Genomic DNA, 18,339 nt, shown 5'->3' with positions numbered 1-18,339 from the left:
GGCGTGGTGCGCCAGGATGCTGACGGTCTGGTCGAGCGCGGGCCTTGCGACAATTGCAGGCGGGGATTGACGCATTGCAGAATCGGCCACACACATGCGCCCCGTGATGGCAGACCCCGATCTTCCCCCGTCCGGCCTTGCGGCCGATCATGCCGCTGCAGGCCTTCCGCCCGATATCGCCGGCCGCGCTGGCCAGGCCACCATCCGCCTGCTGTTCCTGACGGCGCTGTTCACCGCGTTGGAGGACGTGGGCAAGCGCATCGACCCGCTGCTGCGCGAACACGGCATGTTCCGCGCCCAGCTTGAGACACCCTACGAAACCGTGCCTTTGCACCGCTATGTTGCCCTGCTCGAGGCGGCGGCCGCGCGCTTCGATCGGCCGGCGCTGGGGCTGGCGATGGGCGCGGCCTTTGGGCTTGCCGACCTTGGCCCGTTCTACGCGCTGCTGCGCGCGGCCGGCTCGTTGCGCGGCGCGCTCGATTACCTCGTGTTGTTCCAGTCGCGCCTGCAGACGCGCACGCTGTTCGATAGCCGCCGCGACGCCGAGACCACCACCTATAGCTACCGCATCGAGGACTCGGCGATCTGGCCGCGCGTGCAGGATGCCGAGTTTGCCCTGGCAAGCTACGTGACTCTCATCCGCCAGCTCACCCACGCGCGGTGGACACCCGTTGCGGTGCACCTGGAGCACGCGGTGACAGGACGCGAGGCCGCGCTGGCGCAGGCCTTTCGCGCACCGGTGAGTGGCAACCAGGTGACCAACGCGCTGGTGCTGCGCAACGAAGACCTTGATCGCCCGCTGCCGAGCGCCGTGCCGGCCGAGGACCGCAAGCTGCGCACCATCCTCGAATGGCACTTGCTGGCTTTGATGGGCCCCGAGGCGACCCCGGCAGAAAGTTTCGTTGAGTTGACGCGCGACATCATCGGGCGCTGGCTGGGCCGAACCCACGTCGATTGCGCGTCGGTTGCGGCGGAGATGAAGCTGTCGGAACGCTCGCTGCGCCGCCGCCTGGCCGAGGAAGGCACCTCGTTCCGCGACCTGCTGCAACAAGCCCGCCAGGCCCGCGCGCAGACGATGCTGGGCAAGTCGGGTATCTCGTTGACCGTCGCGGCCGAACAGCTCGGCTACGCCGATACCGCCGCTTTCTCGCGCGCGTTCAAGGAATGGACGGGGGTTTCACCGGGTCGCTTCCTGCGCCGGGATGAAGAGGGGTAAGGGACAGGCGCGGGCGGTTGCTGGCCGCTCAGTCCTCGCTGCGCAGGTTGGCGGTCATCGCAGCGAGCACGCGGCGGCATGTTTCGAGGTCGGCCGCGGTGATGTTTCGCGCCAGGGTTGCGGCATGCTCTTCCATGCGCGGCCAAGCCGCCACGAGTGCGGCGCGGCCGGCGGGGGTAAGCACGATCTCGCGCCGGCGCTGGTCGCCCGGCGGGGTGCGCCGGTCGACCAGGCCCGCCGCTACCATCGCCTCTACGGTGCGGCTGGCGGTGGACTGGTCGGCAAAGGTGCGCGCGGCGATTTCGTTGATGGTGAGGCCGTCCTCGATGTGCAGCACCGAGAGCGTACGCACCAGCACGAGGCTGAGCCCGCTGGCAGCCAGACGCCGGGCCTGTGCGGCCTGGCCCAGGTTGGCGAGGCGGTTGATCGCATAGCCAAGATTGGCCTCGAGGTCTTCGGGGCGGGTGGGAAGGCTCATGCCAGCGCCACAGTGATCCGGCCGAGCGCTACAGATCGGGCAGGGGGTGAATGGGCGGGCGCTTCAGTCATGGTCGCCGGTCATTATCGCGACCCGGGCGGCGCAGGCAAGCCGGCTCATGCCGCTACGGCAGCTCCCATGAACGAGGCGATCGTGCGGATCAGCCCGTCGAGATCCTTGTCCTCGCCATCGCGCACTGCGGTCTCACGCAGGCGGCGGGCCCAGTCGGCCGCGTCATCGCGCCCGGCGAGGGTCTCGATCGTGGCGATCACGCGGTCAAACTTGGACAGTCCGCGCGCGTGGGTGTCGGAATAGCCTTTTACCAGGCGGCGGCAGCGTAGCACCTCGACCCCCAGTGCATAGTCGATTGCCACCAGCCGCGTGGCCAGCGCCAGCCACGCGTCGCGGTGCGCCACTTCCTGACGGTGGCGCAGCGAGCTGCGTCGCAGCCGCCTGAGGCCGGCGACCGCATAGAGCGTAAGGAACCACCCGACCGAATAGGTGCGCACGCGCCGGCCCTTGCTGATGCGCCGGTCGATCGCGCGGAAGAGCCGGGGGCGGCGCGTCAGCCAGTCGGCCAGCGGGGCTGGCAGGATGCCGGCGACCTCTTCCAGCCGCGGGTGCATGTATTCGGTGGTGTGGAGCAGCGTGCCTGGCGCGGCATTCGCTTCGGCGGCGATGCGGGCATGGCGGCCACTGCGTGTCTTGAGATCGGCGACGCGCACGATGTCATCATAGGCCATGGCCTGGGCGAGATATTTGGCCGCCTCGCGGGTGAAGGCATGGTCGCGCTCTGCTCCTCCGGCGGCAAGGTCCACGGTGTGGAGCTGCTCGAGCAGCTCGCAATAGTCGCGTCCATAGGCAGGGTCCTGGAAGTCCACCACCTTGGCGAGGCCGGCGCGCGCCATCGCGTGAACGCCGGGAGGCAGCCGCTCGATCAGCCGTGACGCAAGCGGGCCGCAGTGCGCGTCAACGGGCGCGGGTTCTCGGCTGGCGACTGCCAAAGCTGGGGACGTTGCCTCTTCCCCGGCAGCGCGGGCAAACGCTGCATCGAACGTGCGGATCGAGGCGGCCACGCCCTTGCCATCGGCGGCAATCACCGCGTGATAGGCCTCGCGCGCGAAGGGCAGTACGCCGCTGCCCGCCAGCGCGCCGAACAGCGCGGAGGAAATGACGCTGCCGTTGGCGACGGCGAGCGCGTTCATGTCGAAGACGATGCGCGCACGCGTGGTGGCACCGATCGCCTCGTGGACCACGCCGCTGTCGGCGATGCCGTCGCCCGGCGCGCTTTTCTCGCCGATCGACAGCGCGCGGTGGTCCGAGGCGATCAGCGTGGTGCGCCCCGGGGTGACGATGCCGCGCAGGATCGAGCGGCCCGCCTCCATGAATTCCGACGCCAGCACCACGTCGACATCGCCCGGCGTGGGCATCTGCGCCAGCACCGGCTTGCGACCACCACGCATAGGCATCATCTCGACATAATAGATCGTGGCGCCGGTGCGCTGCGCCACACCGGGCACCGAGGTGGATTGCGCCACCCAGCCCGCCGCCTCGGCCAGCGCGACAATCCAGCCCGTCAGCACGCCACCGCCCTGGCCGCCCATGGCAACGATGGCGATGGCGATGGGGCGTTCGGTGGCGTCACCGGCGGGGGCAAGCGGCAGGCGCAGAATTTCGGTCGGCATCATGCGGCTCCGGCAAGGGGACGCGCACGGTCGCGGCGCGCCTGGAGGTAGGTGATAAGGCCCATGGCGACACGCGCGCGGGCGCGGTCCCACCAGGTTGGGTTGTGGATCACGTCGGCGCGATAGAACGAGGGGCACAGCACCGCGGCCTCGGACACTTCGCCGCAGTTGCCGCAGCCCACACACGTGTTGTCGATCGTGACCACCGGATCATCGCGCAGCGGATCGTCCAGTTGTTTGACCGACAGCGATGGGCAGCCTGACAGGCGAATGCAGGCGTGGTCGCCGGTGCATATGTCCTCATCGACGCCGAAGCGCTCCTTGACCACACGCGTGCCGCTCCTAATCGCCTTGGCGACCTGCGGTTTCACCCGGCGCTGCTTGTTGAGCATGCATTCGGAACTGGCGATGATGACCTTGGGGCCTTCCTCTGGGGTGGTCAGCGCCTCGGTCAGTACTGCCTTCATCCGGCCGACGTCGTAGGTGCGATCGACCTCGCGTATCCACGTGGCGCCAATGCCCGCGACGGCTTTGGCGATCGGGTTGTTGGTCTTGCGGCTGGCGTTGCTGGCGCGCGACGAGAGGATGTCCTGCCCCCCGGTGGCCGAGGAATAGAAATTGTCGACGATCACGAACACGCCGTCGTGCTTGTTGAACACCGCGTTGCCGATCCCGCTGGTCAGGCCGTTGTGCCAGAAGCCACCGTCTCCCATCACCGCGATCGAACGCTTGCCCGTGGTCTTGCGTCCGAACGCTGCGGCCGAGGCGCCGCCGAGGCCGAACCCCATCGTGGTGTTGCCGATGTTGAATGGCGGCAGGATCGAGAACAGGTGGCAGCCGATGTCGGCCGAGACGTGGTGCGCGCCGCGTTCCTGGTCGACCAGCTTCATTGCGGCGAAGATGGGGCGCTCCGGGCAGCCGGTGCACAATCCTGGCGGACGCGCCGGCACCGTCTCGCGCAAGCGGGCCACGACCGGCAGGTCGAGGGCAGGGCGTGCATCGGGCAACGGCGGGCGATTGCCCAGCAGGCGTGGTGCCTCGGTTGCAAGGAATGCGTCAATGCCCGCAAGGATCGCCTGCACCGAATAGTCCCCTGCCATCGGCAGCACGTCCTTGCCGCGCACGCGGGTGGTCAGGCCTTGGCGATTGGCGATGGTGTTGACCGCCTGCTCGAGATAATCGGGCTGCCCTTCCTCGACCATCAGGATCGCCTTCTTGCCATTGGCAAAGGCAACGATCTCGCTGTCTATCAGTGGATAGGTGACGTTGAGTACGTAGAGCGGCACCCGCGTGTTGCCATAGGCATCGGAAAGCCCGAGGTACTGCAATGCGCGGATCACGTTGTTGTACATGCCACCTTGCAGCACGATCCCCACCGGCGGCGCCCCGTCTGAATCGTCCTCAGGGCCGAACCACTCGTTGAGGCGATTGTCGCGCACAAACGCGATCGCGGCTGGCAGGCGCTGCGCGATCTTCTCGTGTTCGTGGGCATAGGCCGCCGGAGGCAGCACGATCCGGTCGAGATCGCGCTGGGGATGGGCGAGCGCATCCTCGAGCGTGAAGGCGGGGGCCACGTTGTCCTTGCACACAAAGGTACCATGCATGTGGCACGTGCGCACGCGTACCTCGAGCATGACCGGGGTGTTCGACGCCTCGGACAGTTGGAAGCCCTTCTCGATCAGGTCGACGATGCAGGCATGGTCGGGGCGCGGGTCGAGCAGCCACATTTGCGATTTCATCGCGAATGCGTGGGTGCGTTCCTGCATGATCGAGGAACCTTCACCGTAGTCTTCACCGATGATGACCATGGCGCCGCCAGTGATGCCGCCTGAGGCCAGGTTGGCGAGCGCGTCGGACGCGACGTTGGTGCCCACGGTCGATTTCCACGCCACCGCGCCGCGCAAGGGGTACATCACCGAGGCCGAGAGCATGGCCGCAGCGGTGGATTCGTTGGCCGAGCTTTGGAAGTTCACGCCCAACTCGCCAAGGATGTCCTGCGCATCGGCGAGGACGTCCATGAGGTGAGAGATCGGCGAGCCCTGATAGCCGCCAACATAGGCTACGCCCGCCTGGAGCAGGCCCTTGGTAATCGCGAGGATCGCTTCCCCACGAAATTCCTCGCCCGCCCCCAGCCGCAGATGCTCCACTTCACGTGCAAACGAACGCTCGGCCATTCCTGCTCTCCATATATATGCATGCGCATACATTTATATGGAGAGCAGGTCAATCGGTGTGATGTGCACGACCGCCGCCCGTCAGGCTGGGGCGAGGCGCAGATCGACGCGTTGGGCGTTGAACGAGAAGCCTGGCATGTACTGTTGCAGGAAGCGGGTCTCGATCGTCGCGCGCTCGGCAGGTGTACTGGCCTTGGCAAGGGCGGCATCGAGCAGCGCCTCGTCATGCCCAAAGGCGCGGATGCCGCGAAGGTCTGACCAAACCAGCCAGAAAGAGCGCCCATCGGCTGCGATCCAGCCCGGCGCGATCTGCGGGGCATAGGCGCGCGCGTGCTGGTCTCCGCGTGGGGACCAGGCTGCCTCCTCGTGGATCTGGCGCCATGGTCCCCAGGGTGAGGGGGATACCCACAGCCCGAAATAGCTGGGCTTGCCAAACTCTGTTCCGTCGGCCCCCACGCCAATGCCCGCGCTCGCCATCATGTAGAACCCGAGTGGGGCGTTGTAGACTACGCTGGGCAGCCAGCTTTCGACCACGAGGTCGCCGGGGAAGAGGTTGGCATGGTTGACCCAGCCGCGCGGAAAGCGGTGCACCGGGCGGCGGGCGGCAATGTCGGCCGACCAGATTGGCTGGCCCATGGCGTCCCGACCCGCAAAGAAGCGGTAGGCGGCGCGATCGGTCACGGCATCGACCGGCACGCGCAGCAATAGCAGATGGTTCATCCACCCATCGGTGTTGCCATCGAGCCCATAGAGCGTGAGCCAACCACCGGGAGCGGCGGGCTGCCCGCGCATCTGCTGGAGGAAGGTCAGCAGCGAAAGCGCACCGTCGGGCTCGTCGAAAAAAGTGAAGCGCCCGCGTCGCTGCTCGGCCCAGTCCTCCCACACCACGGGGGTAGTGCCGTCGCGGTTCCGCCAGGTTGTGCCGCCGTCGTCCGACAGGATTAGCTTGGCCCCGCGCCAGCGCTGCGGGCGATCCTGGGCGGCATCGTGCGTGGCGACGAACTGATAGATTCGCGGCCCGACCTGGATCACGCCGTGGCCATAATAGCGTGGCGCGTCGGGCCGGGCGTCGCGATCGAGATCGGGATAGCCCGGCAGCATGGCGAAGCGCGGCGCGGGCGGGTTGCCCGAAACGGTCCACAGCCGGGTGTTGTAGAAGGTGGTGGGCGGATCATTCCAGCCCGGCCCATCATTGACGACGACGAGCTGCGTGCCGTCAGGGCGCAGCGTCATCTTGTAGCCGTCGCCCAGGCCACCGAGGCGCACGATCGTGTCCTCGCGCCGTACCGCGCCGATGACCTGGCGGTGCGCCGGGTTCGCACTGGCCGGCGTGGGCATGCCGGCCATGCCGGTGGCCAGGCTCGCCAGCGATCCTTGCAGGAACGTGCGCCGGTCGCTCATCGTCTCGGGCTCCTCCGCCATGGAAATCCGGGCCAGCCGCGCGCGACCGGCCCGGCGGTGCAGACCCGCGACGGCCTACTTGATCTCGTCGGTGTCCTTCATCTCGACCGTGCCGTCGCTGGTCACCTTGAACAGCGGGTCCTCGCGGTCGCAGAAGTATTCCTGCATCTCGTAGGTGGGGTTGCGCCTGTAGCCATAGGTGAAGCGATAGGGCTCGATCAGCATCTTGGGATCATCGATGGTGATCTGGTCTTCCATGAGGTTGGGACCAGTGCGACGGATGCGCTCGGTGATCGTCATCTCGGCACTGTGCGGTATCTCGAAGAACCGCACGTCCTCCTTCACCCCACGCGTGGTCACGACAAGTGTGTCACCCTCCCAGCGGCCGGTGGCAAGACCATAGAACGAGGGATTGATGTCATCGAGCGCGGGCTGCTGGCGGCCAAGGTAGATGCGTCGGGTCTGGGTGAGAAATTCGGCGAGCACTGTGACCCGGCCCGGCGTCTGGAGAATTTCGAGCGGAAAGATCGCGCCCATGATCGCCGGCATGCCTTCGGGCAGGCACTGCGTGCTGGGATCGACCAGCGGCTTGCCCGCCTTGAGCGCGGCATCGCGCTTGGCGCGCTGGGCCTTCCATTGGCTGGCATAGGGTTCGCGCAGTTTCGGCCCGTCGCCGGGCACCGGCAATTCACGGAACGTGTTCTCGTCGCCGGCGAAGGGATCGGGATAGAGCTCCCACACGCCGCTGATGTCGGGCTGCGCGTTGGCGGCGGCAGGTTTTGCCGGAGCAGGGCGGCTTGCATGGGCCGGTGCCGCAGTGGCACTGCCGGCGATCAGCGCGGCGGCGCAGGCGGCCAATAGGATGGAGGGGCGCAGGTGCATAGTGATCTCCCTGCGCGGCGCATCACATGCGCCGCGTCGTTGGCATTTTTGGTGTGGGCGCTGTGGTCGTCTCGACAGCCGTGCCGGCCTTACCAGCCGCTCAGCGTGCGCCCGTCGGCGACCTTGATGGTCTTGAGCATACCGCCGGGCTTGCCATTGCGAAGCGGGTAGAAGGCGATGTCCACCTTGTCGCCAGTCTTGAGCGTGTTGAACTTCCAGCCGACCTTGCTCATCATGTTCACGCTGCTGCATTCGAGCGCATAGCGCGTGACGGCGCCGCCCTCGTTGACATTGACCACCACGAAGGAATGCGGGTTGGTAAAGCGAAACTCGGCAACGGTGGCGCCGCGCTTGGTATCGATCCGGGTCTGGTCGAACATCGCGAAGGAATGGTGGGCAACAGCCGGGGTGGCGAGGGCCAGGGTGACGATGCCGACGAGAGCGGCGGCCGTCTTGCTGATCCGGATCATGGGTAAGCTCCTCTTGTGTGGCGTCTGGGCGCTGGGCGGGGCTGCCGGGCGGCGGTGTGCATTCGGCTGGTTCAGCCCTTGTCCGCCCGCGTTTCGGCAACCGTGCAACCGGTAATGCAACGCTGGCGGACAGTGACGGCTCGCGCGACGGGATTACTGTTGTGAAACCGTTACAAGCACTGCATTCTGGGGCTGGCGGATCGGTATGACCGGCGCGCAATGGACTCCAGAATTCGCGCGAAGTCATTTCCAAATCGAAACAACACGCGTAATTGAGCATGCATTGTTGCATTTTTGTTGAGAGGCCTGTGCCAGCGATTCCGCCCCCAGATATGCCACCCGATTCGCCCGCAGCGCCGCCCAACGGCGGGTGCGAAGATGCCGTCGGTGACGGCAGCGATACCGGCTTCGGCGTGGCAGTGGCACGGATGCGCGATGCACTCGAACGCAGCCGATCGGACAAGCTGCTTGCGCTGTTCGACCATCTGGCGGCGCGGGCACGCGATGCCGCCGCCCCGTCCGAGGCGCAGATCGCTGCGGAGGTCTTTGCCGATGGACGCAGTGCAGCGCATCGCCCCGACGCCAACGTGCGGGTCTATGTCCACCGTCTGCGTCGCCTGATCGAGGCCGAGTTTGCCCACGAGCCGGGCCCTAGGCTGCACTTGCCGGTAGGCACCTATCGCCTGATGTTGGTCGATGCCGCAACGCCTGCACAGCATCAAGGCGCGATCACCGCACAGCCGCCGGTTGTACCGCCCGGCACCGGCCCGACGCGACCCTGGGTGATAGCCCTCGTCGCCGTCCTGGCCGTGGTCGCTCTCGTGCTGGGCAGCGCGCTGGTGGTGCGCTGGCAGCGCGGGGCGGGTGACAGGCTCGACGGCACCGCGCCATGGTCGGCGTTGGCCGGGGCATCGCGACCGATCACCGTGGTGATGGGAGACTATTACTTCTTCGCCGAAACCCCCGCTTCGGGCATGCCGGCGCGCTTGGTTTGGGATCGCGCCGTCCCCACGCGCGAGGATCTGATCATTTTCCAGATGCTCAACCCCCAGACTGCCAGCGCCGTGACAGACCGCGATCAGCACTATGTTACCAGCGCTACGATGACGGCAGCGGCCACGATCCGTGCGGCGTTGCTGCGCGACCCGGCCTTCGCCCAGCGCCCGATCCGCCTGATCGCTGCCTCGCAGCTGACGCCCGACGTGCTCAAGGTTTCCGACGTGGTCTATGTCGGGCAGTTGAGCGGCATTGGCGCGCTGCTGCGCGATCCGCTGGCGCAGGCCTCGGGCTTTCGCCTTGATGCCGGGCTCGACAGCTTGGTCGATGCGCAGGGCGGCAAGCCCTATCACAGCGACGGATTGGAACTGCGCGACCAACGCATCGCGCGGCGCGATTATGGCTACCTTGCCTGCCTGCCCGGCCCGGCGGGTAATACCGTGCTGGTGATCGCCGCGCTGCGCGATCCAGGCCTGCGCGAGATGGCGGATCTTGCCACCGATACAGGGCGGCTACGCGGCCTGCGGCGGGGACGGATCGGGTGTGGCGGCGGGTTCGAGGCGCTGTTCCAGGTGCGCACGCTGGGCAATGCCAACCTGGGCGCGAGTCTGGTGGTCGATCGCCCCACCCGATCGCAGGGCATCTGGGACAACGCCGCCCCTGCGCCCGAGTATCACCCGATCGCGGCCACTGCGGCCCAGGTACACTGAAACGACACGGCATGGCCACCAGATCGGGCGCGGCCGCATTCGCCGCGTTCGAGGCCGATTGCGCCATTGGGCCCGCCGTGGCCCGCGGGCATCGTGGGCAGCATGAACCAGACCCTGTTTCGCGGGCAAAGGCCCGTTCGTTTCAAGACGCACTCTTCCACCATCCCGGCGCTGCTGGTGCTGGTCGCGGCGGTTGCGGCGTTGGCGATCGTCCGGCCAAGCCGTGCCGAGACGTTCGCCACCCCTCCGGCCGCCGACGACCCGGTGGCGCGCGCGGTGGAGGCCGAACGCGCGCGTGGCGACGTGCCCGGCATCGCCATCGCCATCGTCAAGGACGGAGTGCCGCTGCGAGTCGAGGGCTTCGGTATCGCCAACCTTGAACATGGCGTGCCAGTGCATGCCGATACGCTGTTCAAGACCGGGGCGCTGGGCATGCAGTTCACCGCGGCCGGCGTGCTGCGGCTGGCCGAACAGGGCCGCCTCGATCTTGACCGATCGATCCGGGCAATCCTGCCCGAACTGCCCGCGCGCTGGCAGCCTGTCACAGTGCGGCAGATGCTGTCCCACACCTCCGGGTTGCCGGCGACGCCCAACGGTGATTTCCGCGTAGAATATACCGATGCGCAGATGCTCGACATCATCGCGCACGAAGATCTCAACTTCGCCGCCGGCACGCGCTGGCGGTTTGGCTATGTCGATTACGTGGTGCTGGGTCAGGCGATCCGGCGGATCACCGGGCGGCCCTATGCCGCCTACCTTGCCCAAGAAGTCTTTGCCCCTGCGGGCATGACGCGTGCGCGTGGGATCGACGAACTGGCGATCATCCCTGGCCGCGCCGCCGGCTACGAGCGCCGCGACGGACAGTTGCGCAACGCCGAATGGATCTCTGCCGCAGCCAATTCCACCGCCGATGGCTCGCTTTACCTGTCGGCGTTGGACTATGCCGCCTGGGCTGCGGCGATGAGTCGGGGCGCCGTGCTGTCGCCGCGGTCGTGGGCGCAAATGGGCGAGGCCGCACGCCTGCCCGGTGGCGCAACCTGTGGCTATGGCCTGGGCTGGTATGTCGATGGGCGCACCTGGTGGCATGGCGGCAGCTGGCAGGGTTTCCAGACATTTGCCATCCGCTATGGTGCGCAAGGTCTGACCGTGGCGGTACTCGCCAACGGCGAGGGCGCCGACGCCGAGACGCTGGCACGCCTGATCGCCGCGCTTACCGTGCCGGCGCTGGCCCGGCCAAAGGCAGAGCCGCTGCCCGACCGGGCGACCGCGCCGGTGGCGGCGATGAACGCGCGGGTGCGCAAAGTGCTGGGCGCCATTGCGGAAAACCGCGTGGAGCCCGCTGCCTTCGCCCACTATGCCGCGCTCGATCTCAAGGAGATGGTGGGGCAATATGCCGGGGTGGTAGCGCCGCTTGGCCGGCTGGAGGCGCTCGCGCCCTTCGCGCACACCAGTGCCTGCGGCGGTCCGGCCTGGCGCTATCGCGCGCGCTATGCCGGCGGAATTGTCGATGTGACGCTGGCGACAACGGCGGACGATCGCATCACGGACCTGGCGATCACGCCCGTCGCGGCGTGGGACGCGCCGCTCTGACAGATCCGGGCCTAGCCACCCGCGTGCAGCATGCCCTGCCATTCCGCCCAGATCGGGCGTTCGAGCTGCAGCAGGTCGGTCGATCGGGCATACCAGCCGCCGCCATGCATGCGCGCGATAAGGTTCATCGCCAGTGTATTTACATGGAGCCGCGCGGGATCGACGAGGTCGTCGCGGACGTGAAAGCGCACCACTTCGCCCAGCACGATTGTCGATGTACCCGCCTCGATCGCCTGGAACAGCCGGCATTCCATCGACACCGGTGCGCTGGCGATCCGCGGTGGGGCAATCGCGGTGCTGGCGGCGACGGCAACGCCTGCCGCGGCCAACTCGTCACAGTCGGGCGGGGCGTCGATGCAGGTGAAGTTCATTGCTGCGGCATCGTGTTCGGCCACCAGATTGACCACGAATTCGCGCGTGGTGAGGATGTTGTGTGCGCTGTCCTTGTGCGTGCCATCGGGGCGGCGCATCAGGCCGATCGCGACCAGAGGCGGTGCCGCACCCATCATGTTGAAGAAACTGTAGGGGGCGGCGTTGCGCACGCCTTGCGGAGATTGCGTGGTGAGCCAGGCGATCGGGCGCGGGGTGATCGTGGCGGCCATCAGCTTGTAGCGGGAGGGCGCGTCGAGATTGGTGAAATCGAACTGCATCGGCGTCAAGCCCCTGGCAAAGTGGTTGAATCGGCGCGCTCGTTGGCGGGCCCGGTGTCGAAGCGGACCGGCTGCCGCGCGGTTGCATCGACATGCAGCGAGAACACGTCGGGGCGGGCGTAATGCCCGGCCACGTCGAAATCGAACTTGCCGCGGATCACCTCGTCGGGATCGATGTCGGCATAAAGGATGGTATCGGGCGTATAGTCGGGCCCGGCGAGCACGCCGCCCAGCGGCGAGACGATCATCGAACCGCCGCGCAACAGCACGGTTTCGGGGGCGTTGCCCAGCGTACAGTCGAAATCGGCCGGGTAGGCACCGCGCGTAATGTGCTGGCAGGCCGAGAGCACGTAAGCGCGGCCCTCCAGCGCGATGTGCTGCATCGAGGCTGGCCAGGTATCGCGGTCATCGGCCGTGGGGGCGCAGTAGAGCGTTACGCCCTGGCCGTACATCGCCATGCGCAGCATCGGCATGTAGTTTTCCCAGCAGATGACTGCGCCGATCCGGCCGAGCGGCGTGTCGATCACCGGCAGCGTCGAGCCGTCGCCAAAGCCCCAGATCAGGCGTTCGGCGCCCGTCGGCATGAGCTTGCGGTGCTTGCCCACCAACCCGCGTTCGCCGTCGAGGAACAGCGCGGTGCAATAGACGGTGCCGCCGTCGCGCTCGATCACGCCGATCACCACGAAGGCACCCGTCTCGCGCACTGCCTCGGCGAGAAGTGCGACCTCGGGGCCATCGAGCGCAATCGCGTTGGCGTGATAGCGGCGGTAATCCTCGCGTCCCTCGGGCCGGCGCAGGCCCACGGGCGCGCCGAAAGTGGCCCCTTTGGGATAGCCGCCGATGAATGCCTCGGGAAAGACGACCAGCCGCGCGCCTTGGGCGGCTGCTTGCCGCACCCGCGCGGCCGCGCGTTCGGCCGAGGCCAGCGAATCATCGGGAACGGCGGCGGCCTGGACCACGGCGGCGCGAAACGGCTTTGTCATGCGGGGCTCCTCGGCAGGTGGCATTGCGCTGCAACTGATGGCTTGCCAGCGCCGCCGAAGCAAGATATTTTAAGCCTATAATAAATTTGTGGGCGAGGCCTGGGCCTCGTTGGCGCGATGGAGAGTGCGGTGACTACCAAGGCATACGACAGCTATCGCGAGGATCGGATCGGCCGCGCTAACGTGGCAGACACCCCCGAGCTGGTGGCCTACTACCGCCGGCTCGCGACGCTGGGTACAGGCGCGCTGTGGACGGTGGCCAACAAGATCGAGCCGTGGGAGCCTGCCTCGACCTCGCAACCCATGCTGTGGCGTTACCAAGATCTGCGCGCCGATGTGCTGCGAGCGCTCGATCTCGTTACTCCTGAGCAGGCGGGGCGTCGGGTGATCTATCTGGAAAATCCCGGGCGTCAGGATGTGGTCGCCGCCGTCGGTTGGCTCTATTCGGGGTTGCAGGTCATGAAGCCGGGCGAATGCGCGTCGTCGCACCGCCACAGCGCCTCGGCGCTGCGCTTCATCATGGAGGGCACTGGCGCGTTCACCAACGTCGACGGGCAGAAGATGACGCTGGACGCAAACGACTTCGTGCTGACGCCCAACGGGACCTGGCACGAACATGGCGTGGCCGAGGATGGCAGCGTGTGTATCTGGCAGGATGGGCTCGACATCCCGCTGATGAACGCGCTCGAGGCAAACTTCTACGAGGTGCACCCCGACTTGTCCCAGGCGATGCGCTACCCGGTCGATGCCTCGGTCCATACCTGGGGCAACCCCGGGCTCAGGCCCTGGGGATCTACCTGGGAAAAACGCTATTCGCCGCTGCTCAAGTACGAATGGGCACCCACCTACGAGGCGTTGCAGCGCTATGCCGCGGTGACCGAAGGTTCTCCTTTTGACGGGGTGCTGATGGAATACGTCAATCCCGACACCGGTGGTCCGGTGATGATGACCATTGGTGCGCACATGCAGATGCTTCGTCCCGGCGAGCGCACGCGCGCGCATCGCCAGACGGGCAGCTTCGTCTACCAGTGCTGCAAAGGCAGCGGCTGGTCGATCATCAACGGCCGACGGTTCGACTGGAAGGAGCGCGACATTTTCGTGGTGCCCGCCTGGATGTACCACGAACATGCCAACGCCTCTGATCGTGAGGACGCCTGCCTCTTCGCATTCCACGACCTGCCGGTGATGCGTGCTCTGGGCCTCTATCGCGAAGAGGCCTTCGGAGACAACGGCGGCCACCAACCCCTCATCGCCTGATACGAACCGAACCCTGGAAGGAATTGCAATGCGACTGGTTACCTACCGCGCTACGGCGGAAGCCGAAGCGCGCCTTGGCGTCCTGGTGGGTGCCGAAGCGACATTGGTGCTCGATCTCGCCCGCTTTGGCGCGGCGCGCGGAGTGGATCTACCCTCGCGCATGCTTGATCTGATCGACCTCGGTCCTGGCGCGATCACTACGATCACGGCGCTGATTGCCGAGCAAGGCGACCTCTTCCCGCTGGGCACCGCGCTGCCACTGGCCAATGTGCGTCTGCTCGCGCCGATCCCCCGTCCGCGCAAGAACGTGTTCGGCATCGGCCTCAACTATACCGAACACGTCGCCGAAAGCGCGCGCTCGCTTGATACCTCCGCCGACCTGCCGCGCCAGCCAGTGATCTTCTCCAAGCCGCCTACCAGCGTGATCGGGCCGGACGAGCCTATCCGCCATGACGCTGCGATCACCCGTCAACTCGACTGGGAAGTGGAACTGGCCGCGATCATTGGCACCACCGCCCGCCGCGTGCGGCGCGATGACGCGCTGGCCCACGTGTTCGGCTATACCGTGTGCATCGACATGAGCGCGCGCGACTGCCGCCGTGCCGGGCAGTGGATCTATTCCAAGGGGCAGGATACCTACTGCCCGATGGGTCCCGTGGTCGTGACCGCCGACGAGATTCCCGATCCGCAGACGCTCGACCTGTGGCTGACTGTCAACGGTGTGGAAAAGCAGCGCAGCAACACTGCCTACATGCTGTTCAAGGTAGACGAACTGGTGGCGGACATCAGCCAGGGCATCACGCTCGAGCCCGGCGATATCATCGCCACCGGAACGCCTGCGGGTGTGGGGGCGGGCCGTGATCCACAGGAATGGGTCTGGCCGGGCGACACCATCGTTGCCTGCGTCGAAGGGATCGGCACGTTGCGCCACCCGGTGGTAGCAGCCTGACATGGCCGCATCAGTCCGCGCCCCGCCTGTACAAAGCGGGGCGCGGCCAGATCAGGCAGCAACCGGAGCTGTCCCGGTCATGCGCGCGCGGATATCGTCAGGCCACGGCGTGCTGCGCATCGCGGCAAGGTCGGTGCACACCAGCGTGACGCGGGCAATGAGGCGCGTTTCGCCGCCGCACGAGAACGTCAGCTCTAGCCGGCAGCTGCTGCGCCCGACATGGAGCGGGACCAGCGCGATATCGAGCATGTCGCCGAGCCGACTGGGGCTGTGGAATTCGGCCTCGAGACCTACGGTGGGCACGCCGATCCCGCGGATGTCGTGCAGTGCACGAAAATCGGCCCCGAGGCCCTGGGCGCACCAGTCCTCCACCGCGCCGTTGAGCATCTCGAAATAGCGCGGGTAGAAGACGATCCCGGCCGCATCGACATGTGCGAAGCGGACGAGGGCAGTGGTGGTGAAACGGGTCATGTCCGCTCTTCCAGGATGGCGCGCAATTCGCCAAGGCTGCGCACGAGCTGGTCTACCCGCTCGGCCGGGACATCGCGCAGCATCGCGGCGATCCAGGCGTGGTGCGCTGTGGCGAGGGTATCGAACTGGCGCTGGCCGGCGGGCGTGAGCGAGACGATCGCCGAACGTGCGTCGTGCGGGTCTATGCGCGAGGCGACCAAGCCCTGGGCTTGCAACTGGCGCACGATTGCGGTCACGTTGCCGTTGGAGACTAGCAGCGCGCGCGACAACGCACTCATGCTCAGGCCCTCGGGCACGCGATCGAGGGCGGCGAGCACGTCGAAGCGGGGCAGGGTGGTATCGAACTGCTCATCGAACTTGCGGCGCAACTGCTTCTCGCCAATCTTGGCGCAGGCGAGCAGGCGCACCCACATGCGAAGCGTGGCTGATCCGGCGCCGGGCAATGGGGCGCGTGTCGCGGGGCCGCCGGCGGCGGTCAGATTGTCGGTGGCGGTGACTGCGGGCGGCTCGTTGCCCGGGGCAGGGGTTGGCATCAGATCTCCTCTTTCTTTAGGCTTAAAGCATAAAGGCCAAGCCGCCAAGTGGATCATGTGTGCCAACCGGCTGGGTGTATATTGCCTGCTTGCTCAGCGCAGTGCGCGCGCCAATAGCAGGCGGCGCGAAACGGCGATGCCGTCGCGTGTGTCGATGGCAAAGACCGCCTCGAAATGGGGGCGGTTGCCGGTATGCACCGCGATCTGGCCGAGCGCCTGCGCGCTGGTGGCCAGCCCGGCCAACTGGGCCGTGGCAACATCGCCCAAACCTGCAATCACCAACAGCGCCCGCCCGCCGGGGGCGGTCAGGCTGGCAAGATAACCATAGTCGGTGGTCACGGCATCGCGCACGCGCGAGGTGTTGTCGGGCGCGGGCAGCGAGGCTTGCCAGACGCGTGCCGCAGCGGGATCGACGATCGCGCCGGGTCGGTCGAAACGCAGGCTGCTGGCGGCCGCGAGCGGCGCAGCGAGCGTGCCCATGTCGGCAAGGTGGCCAACGTAGACGATGTCAGCGCCTTGCTGGAGCGCAGGCGTCAGCGCGGAGGCAGGCACGATCGAGGCACTTCGGCGCGTTCCAGTGGACTCGTGGGGGAGCGTCGCCTCGACGTTCCAGGCGGCGAGGGCGGTCGGCACCGGCGTGAAGTGCAGGTCGAAGTCATAGAGCCGGTAGAACTGGTCGGGGTGGCTGCGGATGTGCTGTCCCAGTTCCTCGCGCGAGGCGATGCGCGGGTCGAGGATCATGCGCTGCACGTTGCGCTGGTCGCCGGTTTCGGCGGCGGCATAGGCGTCGCCGGCCACGACCAGCACGGGGACGCCTGCGCCGAGATTGCGCCACAGTGCGGTGTTGCGCAGCCGTTCATCGTCGGGCTCGCCACCTGCCCCGTGCGACCATGGCCAGGCGTAAACCGCTAAACCGGCCGCGATGGTAAGACAGCATAACGCCAGCCCTAGCAGGGCCGGAACTGCGCCGGGCGGCATCCTTCGAAACCGCACCGGCGGCGGGGCGATGGCGGGCGCGCGGAGCGATGCTGTCTTGGCCAGGTCCGGTGCTGTAAAGCCTGCATTGGCCTGCGCGGCCTCGACCTCGGCAAGCACGAGGCGATATTCGCCCTTGGGAATGACGAGACGCGCACCGGGCTGCCCGCGATAGTGGTCTTCAAGGCGCTTGCGCAGGCGGTGGACATAAACGCGCACACCGGAGTCGGCGGCTGCGTCGGTCGATTCGTCGCCGCCGAACACGGCATGCGCGATCTCGATTTCCTTGGGCGCGCGTGCATCGCCCGATCGCGCGGCAAGGTAGTCGAACAGGCGCAACTGCACGGCTGAGCGGCTGGCGGCGAGAACCGCGCGTACGCGGGCAATCTCTTCGGCAAGGCGTGCTGCCGCATGGTCGCCCGTGTCACCGGCTTTTGGCGGGGGATTTGCGGGGTTCTCCACGATCCGGTCTCTCCCTCATGGCCGGGTTCATCCGCGGCGACCGACGCGACATCGCTGTTGCTTTACCTGCATCGTGATGAAAACGCCAAATTTTGATTTACTTTAAGGTTAAAACAAAGTCTATGATGCGCCCAGCCTCGCTCCTCAAGGCGATGGCGCCAGCCTCTCGCCTGGCCAGCTCGGCGGGCGGCGCGAATCAATTGCCCTCGCCGTATCCAATGCTAGGCAAACTGGTGATCATAACAAAACAAAATATCTGAAAAACTGATATTTGTATAAATTATGCAACAATTGGGTTGATTTGTTGGCGCTACCTCGGTTTTGGGCTGCGCCTGGAAACTGCAAAAAAGGGCAGTTGCCCTCATAAATCAGCAAGATCGAGCTAAACCCCTTTTGTTGCAAATAATCAACAAAACAAGCATATTGCCATATAATGTAAACTAGGTAACACTATCGG

The 18,339-nt window shown here is 66.6% G+C and carries 16 protein-coding genes; 5 read left to right on the top strand and 11 right to left on the bottom strand.

What is annotated here, in order from left to right; all coding sequences use genetic code 11:
• Nucleotides 1–106 precede the first annotated feature (106 nt).
• Nucleotides 107–1,216, top strand: coding sequence for an AraC family transcriptional regulator (locus SCA01S_RS12125; protein WP_084390980.1), 1,110 nt, complete (start codon nt 107–109; stop codon nt 1,214–1,216).
• A gap of 28 nt (nt 1,217–1,244) precedes the next feature.
• Here the strand turns inward: SCA01S_RS12125 and SCA01S_RS12120 are convergent, their stop codons facing one another.
• The 6 genes from SCA01S_RS12120 to SCA01S_RS12095 all read right to left on the bottom strand — a co-directional run bounded on the left by SCA01S_RS12120 (nt 1,245) and on the right by SCA01S_RS12095 (nt 8,306).
• Complete coding sequence (locus tag SCA01S_RS12120) at nt 1,245–1,694, bottom strand: MarR family winged helix-turn-helix transcriptional regulator (protein ID WP_062785838.1); 450 nt, start codon at nt 1,692–1,694, stop codon at nt 1,245–1,247.
• Between the two features lie 116 nt (nt 1,695–1,810).
• Nucleotides 1,811–3,379: an indolepyruvate oxidoreductase subunit beta family protein gene (locus SCA01S_RS12115; protein ID WP_062786011.1), complete on the bottom strand. Its 1,569-nt coding sequence runs from the start codon at nt 3,377–3,379 to the stop codon at nt 1,811–1,813.
• Nucleotides 3,379–5,553, bottom strand: coding sequence for a thiamine pyrophosphate-dependent enzyme (locus SCA01S_RS12110; protein WP_062785836.1), 2,175 nt, complete (start codon nt 5,551–5,553; stop codon nt 3,379–3,381). The genes SCA01S_RS12115 and SCA01S_RS12110 overlap by 1 nt, the downstream gene beginning before the upstream one ends.
• A gap of 81 nt (nt 5,554–5,634) precedes the next feature.
• On the bottom strand, nt 5,635–6,954 hold the full coding sequence (locus tag SCA01S_RS12105) for a glycoside hydrolase family 183 protein (RefSeq protein ID WP_218016403.1): 1,320 nt from the start codon (nt 6,952–6,954) through the stop codon (nt 5,635–5,637).
• Nucleotides 6,955–7,029: 75 nt separating this feature from the next.
• Nucleotides 7,030–7,836 (bottom strand): hypothetical protein, encoded by an 807-nt coding sequence (locus tag SCA01S_RS12100; protein ID WP_062785834.1) that lies wholly within the window; start codon nt 7,834–7,836, stop codon nt 7,030–7,032.
• An 89-nt stretch (nt 7,837–7,925) separates the two neighbouring features.
• Nucleotides 7,926–8,306 carry a DUF6152 family protein gene (locus tag SCA01S_RS12095; RefSeq protein ID WP_062785832.1) on the bottom strand — a complete coding sequence of 127 codons (381 nt, stop codon included), beginning with the start codon at nt 8,304–8,306 and terminating at the stop codon, nt 7,926–7,928.
• Nucleotides 8,307–8,638: 332 nt separating this feature from the next.
• On the opposite strand from SCA01S_RS12095, the gene SCA01S_RS12090 reads away from it, so the two are divergent.
• A complete protein-coding gene (locus SCA01S_RS12090; RefSeq protein ID WP_062785830.1) occupies nt 8,639–10,012 on the top strand; it encodes a hypothetical protein in 1,374 nt (457 codons plus the stop codon).
• A gap of 102 nt (nt 10,013–10,114) precedes the next feature.
• Nucleotides 10,115–11,602 carry a serine hydrolase domain-containing protein gene (locus tag SCA01S_RS12085; RefSeq protein WP_245652549.1) on the top strand — a complete coding sequence of 496 codons (1,488 nt, stop codon included), beginning with the start codon at nt 10,115–10,117 and terminating at the stop codon, nt 11,600–11,602.
• A gap of 11 nt (nt 11,603–11,613) precedes the next feature.
• On the opposite strand, the gene SCA01S_RS12080 is transcribed toward SCA01S_RS12085, so the two are convergent.
• Both SCA01S_RS12080 and SCA01S_RS12075 read right to left on the bottom strand, forming a co-directional pair.
• Entirely contained in the window at nt 11,614–12,252 is a 639-nt protein-coding gene (locus tag SCA01S_RS12080; protein WP_062785826.1) for a flavin reductase family protein, read from the bottom strand.
• 5 nt (nt 12,253–12,257) lie between these two features.
• On the bottom strand, nt 12,258–13,235 hold the full coding sequence (locus SCA01S_RS12075; protein WP_062785824.1) for a carbon-nitrogen hydrolase family protein: 978 nt from the start codon (nt 13,233–13,235) through the stop codon (nt 12,258–12,260).
• A 129-nt stretch (nt 13,236–13,364) separates the two neighbouring features.
• Between SCA01S_RS12075 and SCA01S_RS12070 the strand changes: the two genes are divergently transcribed.
• A complete protein-coding gene (locus tag SCA01S_RS12070; protein WP_062786005.1) occupies nt 13,365–14,492 on the top strand; it encodes a cupin domain-containing protein in 1,128 nt (375 codons plus the stop codon).
• A 28-nt stretch (nt 14,493–14,520) separates the two neighbouring features.
• Nucleotides 14,521–15,441 carry a fumarylacetoacetate hydrolase family protein gene (locus SCA01S_RS12065; RefSeq protein ID WP_062785822.1) on the top strand — a complete coding sequence of 307 codons (921 nt, stop codon included), beginning with the start codon at nt 14,521–14,523 and terminating at the stop codon, nt 15,439–15,441.
• Between the two features lie 51 nt (nt 15,442–15,492).
• On the opposite strand, the gene SCA01S_RS12060 is transcribed toward SCA01S_RS12065, so the two are convergent.
• From SCA01S_RS12060 to SCA01S_RS12050, 3 genes are all read right to left on the bottom strand, one after another.
• Complete coding sequence (locus SCA01S_RS12060) at nt 15,493–15,912, bottom strand: acyl-CoA thioesterase (protein WP_022678563.1); 420 nt, start codon at nt 15,910–15,912, stop codon at nt 15,493–15,495.
• Entirely contained in the window at nt 15,909–16,445 is a 537-nt protein-coding gene (locus tag SCA01S_RS12055; RefSeq protein ID WP_218016402.1) for a MarR family winged helix-turn-helix transcriptional regulator, read from the bottom strand. The genes SCA01S_RS12060 and SCA01S_RS12055 overlap by 4 nt, the downstream gene beginning before the upstream one ends.
• 93 nt (nt 16,446–16,538) lie before the next feature.
• Entirely contained in the window at nt 16,539–17,882 is a 1,344-nt protein-coding gene (locus tag SCA01S_RS12050) for a helix-turn-helix domain-containing protein (protein ID WP_062785820.1), read from the bottom strand.
• Nucleotides 17,883–18,339 lie beyond the last annotated feature (457 nt).

The sequence above is a fragment of the Novosphingobium capsulatum NBRC 12533 genome (assembly GCF_001598375.1).
GTDB lineage: Bacteria > Pseudomonadota > Alphaproteobacteria > Sphingomonadales > Sphingomonadaceae > Novosphingobium > Novosphingobium capsulatum.
Note: the sequence above shows the minus strand (reverse complement) of the source record. Positions and strands in the feature narration are given on the sequence as shown.